At 39.7% G+C, this 6530-nt stretch carries 6 protein-coding genes; 4 read left to right on the top strand and 2 right to left on the bottom strand.

Annotated features, from left to right (window positions below):
* Positions 1–120 precede the first annotated feature (120 nt).
* The gene (locus tag PX481_RS16955) at positions 121–393 is read left to right on the top strand and encodes a DUF5615 family PIN-like protein (protein ID WP_353852198.1); all 273 of its coding nucleotides are present in this window, start codon (positions 121–123) and stop codon (positions 391–393) included.
* A 48-nt stretch (positions 394–441) separates the two neighbouring features.
* Here PX481_RS16955 and PX481_RS16950 read toward each other — a convergent pair whose 3' ends face one another.
* Complete coding sequence (locus tag PX481_RS16950; protein ID WP_002757393.1) at positions 442–744, bottom strand: element excision factor XisI family protein; 303 nt, start codon at positions 742–744, stop codon at positions 442–444.
* On the bottom strand, positions 729–1148 hold the full coding sequence (locus PX481_RS16945) for a XisH family protein (protein ID WP_002757391.1): 420 nt from the start codon (positions 1146–1148) through the stop codon (positions 729–731). Before PX481_RS16945 ends, PX481_RS16950 begins: the two co-directional genes overlap by 16 nt.
* 899 nt (positions 1149–2047) lie before the next feature.
* Between PX481_RS16945 and PX481_RS16940 the strand changes: the two genes are divergently transcribed.
* Genes PX481_RS16940 through PX481_RS16930 form a run of 3 tightly spaced genes read left to right on the top strand, consistent with a single transcriptional unit; the run spans position 2048 to position 6086 of the window.
* On the top strand, positions 2048–4030 hold the full coding sequence (locus tag PX481_RS16940; protein ID WP_288095102.1) for a type I restriction-modification system subunit M: 1983 nt from the start codon (positions 2048–2050) through the stop codon (positions 4028–4030).
* Positions 4000–5664 carry a restriction endonuclease subunit S gene (locus PX481_RS16935; protein ID WP_288095100.1) on the top strand — a complete coding sequence of 555 codons (1665 nt, stop codon included), beginning with the start codon at positions 4000–4002 and terminating at the stop codon, positions 5662–5664. Before PX481_RS16940 ends, PX481_RS16935 begins: the two co-directional genes overlap by 31 nt.
* Complete coding sequence (locus PX481_RS16930; RefSeq protein ID WP_002757383.1) at positions 5664–6086, top strand: type II toxin-antitoxin system VapC family toxin; 423 nt, start codon at positions 5664–5666, stop codon at positions 6084–6086. Before PX481_RS16935 ends, PX481_RS16930 begins: the two co-directional genes overlap by 1 nt.
* Positions 6087–6530: the final 444 nt, after the last annotated feature.

Genomic DNA, 6530 nt, shown 5'->3' with positions numbered 1-6530 from the left:
AGTCAGTTACCTAATTTTCAGGGAAAAAGTACCTGAATTTTACCCCCGATCCCTCCAATGGTCGGCACTTTTTGAGGAAAAAAAAGTCTAAAAGCCTTATCCAACAAGGTTTTTAGATTTATTCAGCAAGCCCTAGGTAGAATTCCAAGGGATACGGAAATTTGGCAATATCCAAAGGATAAAAAACTGGTTATTGTTACGAAAGATGCGGACTTTTCTGATAGACTAATGCTAGATTTTTCCCCACCCAAAGTAGTACATCTCCGTTTTGGCAATATACGAAAACGCGAATTTCATCAGTTTTTAGCTCGTATTTGGCCACAGATTGAAGCTTTGGTCATTGAACATAAATTAGTTAATGTCTATTTAGATAGAATTGAAGCATTTAGATAATTTTTCCTAACATTCATTGCGATATCGCTAAGGTGGGTAATGCCTGCCTTACTCTAGGGAAAGTCCAGTAATAATATCTTCTGGGGGAATCCCAGCTTGAATTAAATTGGTTGTTAATCCTTCTTCAAGATTATCATCTTCAATGACAATTTTATTTTTCAATAAACGAGCGTGAAATAAAATTGTATTAATCCATGCTTCTTTTTCCCAACCAGTCATAATTATTAAAAAGTTGCCTGATTCTGGATCACAAACTGGGGTAATTTTAAGGTTTTGTAATCGAGGTTGCATCGCCGATTCTTTTCTGATAACTTGAGTCAGAATATCGGCATAATTTACTGTGTTATCCATTCGACAATTATCTCCTTTTGAGGATTATAAATAATTAAATTGATTCTATTACGTTTAATAACCAGTTGGAAAATAGCTTTTTTGAAGTGTTTTAAATAAACCGCTTCACTAATGCCCAAAAAAAGTTTTCTTTCAGGTTCTTGTGAATCTAAAGCCCATTGGTATAATTGAAGTTGTCCTCTTGTTTTTTCTAATTCACTGATAACTGAAGGCGTATCAAAGTCTTTGATTTCTACAGCAATTTTACGATCTTCTTTTTCCGCAGCAAAAAACTTTTCTGCTCCTAAATCAGCTTTAAGCAAGGTTTTTTCTAAGGTTATAATTAAAGGATCATCAGTGATTTTCCAACCTTCTTTTTCTAAAGTATGACGTAATGATAAATGTAGATCGTCTCGTCTGGACATCCTTATAAACCCTGCTTAAGAGGTTCGTTTCCTATTTTACTACAGTTCGCCCTAATTCGGATTTATTATGACCGAAAAAGCGGTAAGGTGGGCAATGGCCACCCTACTATTTCTATTTTCGCTTGGTCAGGCTAGAGACTAACCCTAATCCTCCTAATCCTAACAAGGCAACAACAGAACTCAGTGCAGATCTGGTAGGGTGCGTTCCCTCATGCAAGTCCTACCGCTGCAGCGATCAATTTTGGGGAACGCACCATGATCATTGATTCAAGTAAATGATAATAATCTAAAAACGTCTAGGCACAGCGACGGACGGGAGTGCGATCGCTTATGATCGAGTTGTAAATTTTTGTTACGAAGTGCAGTCAGATTGAACAATTGGTGTTGCATCCTTGGGGAAAGCTGATGTTATTTCGGCTGATTGTCAGGAATCCACAAAACGGGGTGATATGCGGAAACTTTCGGGGTTCTTCTAGGTTTTGTGTGATAAGTTTAACTTACATAGGATCGATCAATCTTTGTGTCCTCTGTGTCTTTGTGGTTCCTTCCATTCCCTCACTAAGGCGAATATATCTCAGAATACATTTTACCCACCAAATCCAAGAGAGCCGAAATCTCCATAAACTTCATTTAAAGTCCATCTGTCTAACCAATCACTGTACCAAACCGAGAGTTAGACTAATAATATCATTCAAGGTTGATGATAACGGTTCAGTGCAATCGCCCATCGACTCGGTCTGGGTTGACGCAACCTATCTTCAATAGGCTAGGTTGACGGCCAACGGTTGACCCGCTATCAGTTCTTCCAGCCTGTAAATTTAAAATAAGCAGTTGGTCAAAGCAGATCAATTACCGGTAAAACATTAAGGAAGGTAAATTTTCTTTGTGGGGGGAGGGCAATGTCCAAGCTTTTGCCAACACTTCCAGATGGCAAGGTCTGTGATTTCATAGACCAGAAAACCCGTAATGATACGCCCGAAGAATATGTTCGCCAGAACATCGAGCGTCGATTGGTGCTGGAATTGGGCTATTTGCCAGAACAGATCGAGGTTGAGTATCCAATTAAGCAGGGTAGTAAGACTGTTCGAGTGGATCTGGCTATTTTCCGTGAGGGGGATCAACACAATCAGGAAAATATTTGGATCATTATTGAGTGCAAAAAAGACTCAGTACCACCCTCAGCCAGTAAAGACGGAGTTGAGCAGCTTCGGTCATACATGGCGACTTGTGATAACTCTGAGTGGGGGATGTGGACAAATGGTAGGAAAAAGACCGTCTTGCGTCGAATTAGGACAGAGGAAGGCATTGAGTATGAAGAGCCTAATGATATTCCTTCTAAGAATGGTAATGTTGAGGAAGTTGATCGCCCAACTCGTGAGTCACTAAAGAATGCAGTTGGTGATAATTTACTGTTTTCTTTTAAGATTTGCCACGATCATATTTATGTAACGGATGGGCTACAAAAACAACCTGCTTTTTTTGAGCTTTTAAAGGTTATTTTTTGCAAGATTCATGATGAGCGTAATTTTCCTAATCCTTTAGAATTTTATGCAACAGCGAAAGAGAAAAAGAGTAATGATGGTCGGTTAACTGTTTTTAATCGCATTAGCAAGATTTTTAGCGCAGTTAAAAAGCAATACCCTGCTATTTTTGATGCTAATGATGAAATTAAACTTCAACCTCGTTCTTTAGCTTATATTATCGGTGAGCTTCAACGCTATAGCTTTCTGAGTACAAATATTGATGTTAAAGGGAAAGCCTATGAAGAACTGGTTGGCGCAAATTTAAGGGGCGATCGTGGTGAATTTTTCACACCTCGAAATGTGCAAAAAATGACTATTCGTATGCTGGAGCCGAAAGTCACTGATAAGATTCTCGATCAATCCTGTGGCACAGGTGGCTTTTTGGTAATTGCAATGAATGAGGTAATCAAAAAGTTAGAACTACAAGCAGGAGTAACTGAGCAGTCAGATCCTTGGATGCAAAATGCACTCAATTCTAAAATTCAAGAAACAGCTAAAATTAATTTCTTTGGGATTGATATTAATCCAGATTTAGTCAAAGCGACCAAGATGAATATGGTGATGAACAATGACGGCTCTGGAAATATTCTTAGACAAGATTCTCTGTTACATCCTCATCAATGGGAAGATAGTTTTCGGAAGCAATTTGCCACGGCTTTAGCTATCGATCCCAAAACTTTACGCAGTGAGAAAGATCTGGGTCATTTTGATGTAATTGCAACCAATCCCCCCTTTGGTTCAAAGTTACCAATTAAGGATGAAGAAACCTTAAAGCAATATCAGCTTGCCTATGTTTGGAAAGAAACTGAGTCTGGTTGGGAGCCAACAGAACAACTTCAGGGTTCTGCATCACCTGAGATCTTGTTTATTGAACGATGCTGGCAACTTTTGAAACCAGGGGGACGGATGGGAATCGTTTTACCTGATGCAATTTTGGGCGCTCCTGGATTGATTTATGTGCGGTATTGGTTAATTAAGCATTGCCGAATTGTTGCTTCGATTGACCTACATCCTGATACTTTTCAGCCTCACAATGGGACGCAAACTTCGGTTTTGATTCTTCAGAAAAAGACTGAAAAGGAAATCGCTCAAGGAACAATGTCTGATTATGAAATCTTTATGGCACAGGTGAAGGCGATCGGACATGACAAACGGGGTAACATCACCTACAGACGTAATGAGGAAGGGGAAGAGATACTGGTTCCAACTAATCCAGAGTCAATCCCTTTGATCGAGCGAACGGCAACGGGTGAAGGTGTGGCTAGACCGCTACCTCGTCAAAAGGTTGAGGATGATGATACGGATTTGGTAGCTAATGAGTTTATTGAGTGGAAGAAAAAGGTGGTACTAGGATGGTAACTTACGCTTTTAAATCTGATTACACGCCAGAGATACCTGATGATGAGTCGGAGAAACTATCGACGACGATCAAACTCAGTGAAGTCCTGGCTGCTGGTGTGCGTCTAGAGGCTTCTGCTTTTAGCATTGAGGCTCATAATGCAGTTACAGCTTTGACAAATAGTGGTTTACCTCTCATCCCACTTTATGGCAAGGAAGGTCTTTGTCAGGAAGCTCATAATGCTTTTCGCTTCAAGCGAATTTATGTAGATGCTGAACATGGCATTCCTTTTCTTTCCAGTTCTGACATTATTAGTTTGCGTCCAAGAATAGAAAATTATTTGAGTCGTAAATATACACAAAATCTATCTAAACTCTTAATTCAAAAGTGGGATATTTTAATTTCTTGTTCAGGAACTGTTGGTAATGTTAGTTTGGCGTGTGAAACACTAGCAGGGAAAGCTCTTTCACAAGACGCTATTCGACTTCGGGCAACTGATCCTGATCTAGCAGGTTTTATAGCAGCTTTTCTTCCTAGTCGATATGGTCGTCCTCAGCTTACTCAGGCTACCTATGGCTCAGTTATTGTTCACATTGAACCAGAGCATTTAGAACGAGTTTTAATTCCCGATTTGCCGCCGATTCGCCGGATTGAAATTGGTCGCTTGATGTGTAAAGCGGGAGAACTGCGTGATGAAGCAAATCATTTGTTAGATGAAGCCGATCGCCTTCTCCATGAACGTTTAAACCTACCCTATCTCAAAGATATTACTCCGCGTGGTAGTGCATCTTTTACGACTACGATCAAAGCTTCTCAACTCATGGGACGATTAGAAGCAAGTTTTCACAATCCCGAAGCGATCGCTGCTGAAAAACAACTAGCTCAGTTACCTGTTGAAATTACTAAAATTGGCGATCAGCGAATTACTAAAGAAGTTAGAGCAATTACAAAGTTTAGAGAACGCACTTATGTTGACAAAGGTGGTATTCCTATGCTTAGTAGTAAACAACTTTTTCAAGTCGATCCAATCGATGTTAAACGACTTGCCAAGGGCGCACATACCAAAGATTTACCTGAAATTCAACTAGAAGAAAACATGATCGCTGTTACTCGTTCTGGCACGATTGGGAAAGTACAGATTATTCCTAAATACATGGCAGCATGGACAGCTAGTGAAGATGCAACTCGGATTCTAGCATCTGATGATATTAATGCAGGTTATCTTTATGCTTGGTTAGCCTCAGATTATGGTTATTGCCTAATAACACGACAATCTTATGGTTCAGTTATTGTTCATATAGATCGAGAAATGCTTGCTTCTGTCCATATTCCATTACCTGAACCAAAGATTAGAAATGAAATTGGCGATCTAGTTCTCAAAGCTAACCAACTACGCGATCAAGCTTGGCGCAGTGAACAAGAAGCGATCTCTAAATTAGAAAAACTGATTTCTTCTAAATCAAATACACCTATGAATAATCAAACACCTATCGAAAGCTTCTCTTTCGCAAATATTAAATTTGACTATAATGCAGAACCAATCTGGGAATTAGCCGCCCGACTTTCTGCCAAAATCCCCAATGAAGAATGGGCAAAACTACCAAAAGACTTAGCCCAAAACTTTGACCATTATCAACAGCAACAGGATAGTTAGTGAGAGTCGTTTTCGCCGATACAGGTTATTGGGTTGCCCTTCTTAACCCCAGTGATAATTTGCATAAAAAAGCTGTTCAGCTATCAAAAACATTGCATCCCGTCTATATTGTCACCAGTGAAGCCGTCCTTATCGAAGTCTTAAACGACTTTTCTAAACGTGGTGAGTATTTCCGTGACTTAGCCATAGAGCTAACTCAAAATTTGCGTTCTAACCCCAATGTTCGTATTGTTCCCCAAACCAGTGAGCAATTTGAACAAGGATTAAGACTATATCAACAGCGTAAAGACAAAGCATGGAGTCATACAGATTGCGTATCTTTCAAAATAATGGAAGAAAATGGAATCAGAGAAGCACTCGCTTATGACAAACATTTTGCCCAAGCAGGATTCACCGCTCTGATGCGGAATTGTCGGGTATGAGTTCGGAAGTAACGCCCGATTTTAGCAGAGAGTTTCGCCTTAAAAATCCCAACTTAGTAGATTTAGAAAAATGAGATGCAGCCTTCGTTTAACTGAATATATCGGATATAATCAAAGACAGGTCATTGAACGTTAAAGAAATACCGTGAACATCAGCCTAGATCTACCTTCAGAGCTAGAGAATGAGTTATCTACAAAATCCTCCTAAAACAGGGCTGGAGCTAGTTGCTTATTGGGAAAGCGTTGGGTTTATTGGCTCCCGACCTGATATTATCGATAGTTAGGAGCAGTCAAGCAAATTGCGCCATGAAGCTGAAACCCGTGAGCAGGCTTAGGTAGGGTTTGCTGAATAAATCTAAAAACCTTGTTGGATAAGGCTTTTAGACTTTTTTTCCCTGAAAAAGTGCCTACCATTGGAGTGATTGGGGGGAAAATTTAGGGATT

It is taken from the genome of Microcystis sp. M53603_WE2 (assembly GCF_030065435.1).
Note: the sequence above shows the minus strand (reverse complement) of the source record. Positions and strands in the feature narration are given on the sequence as shown.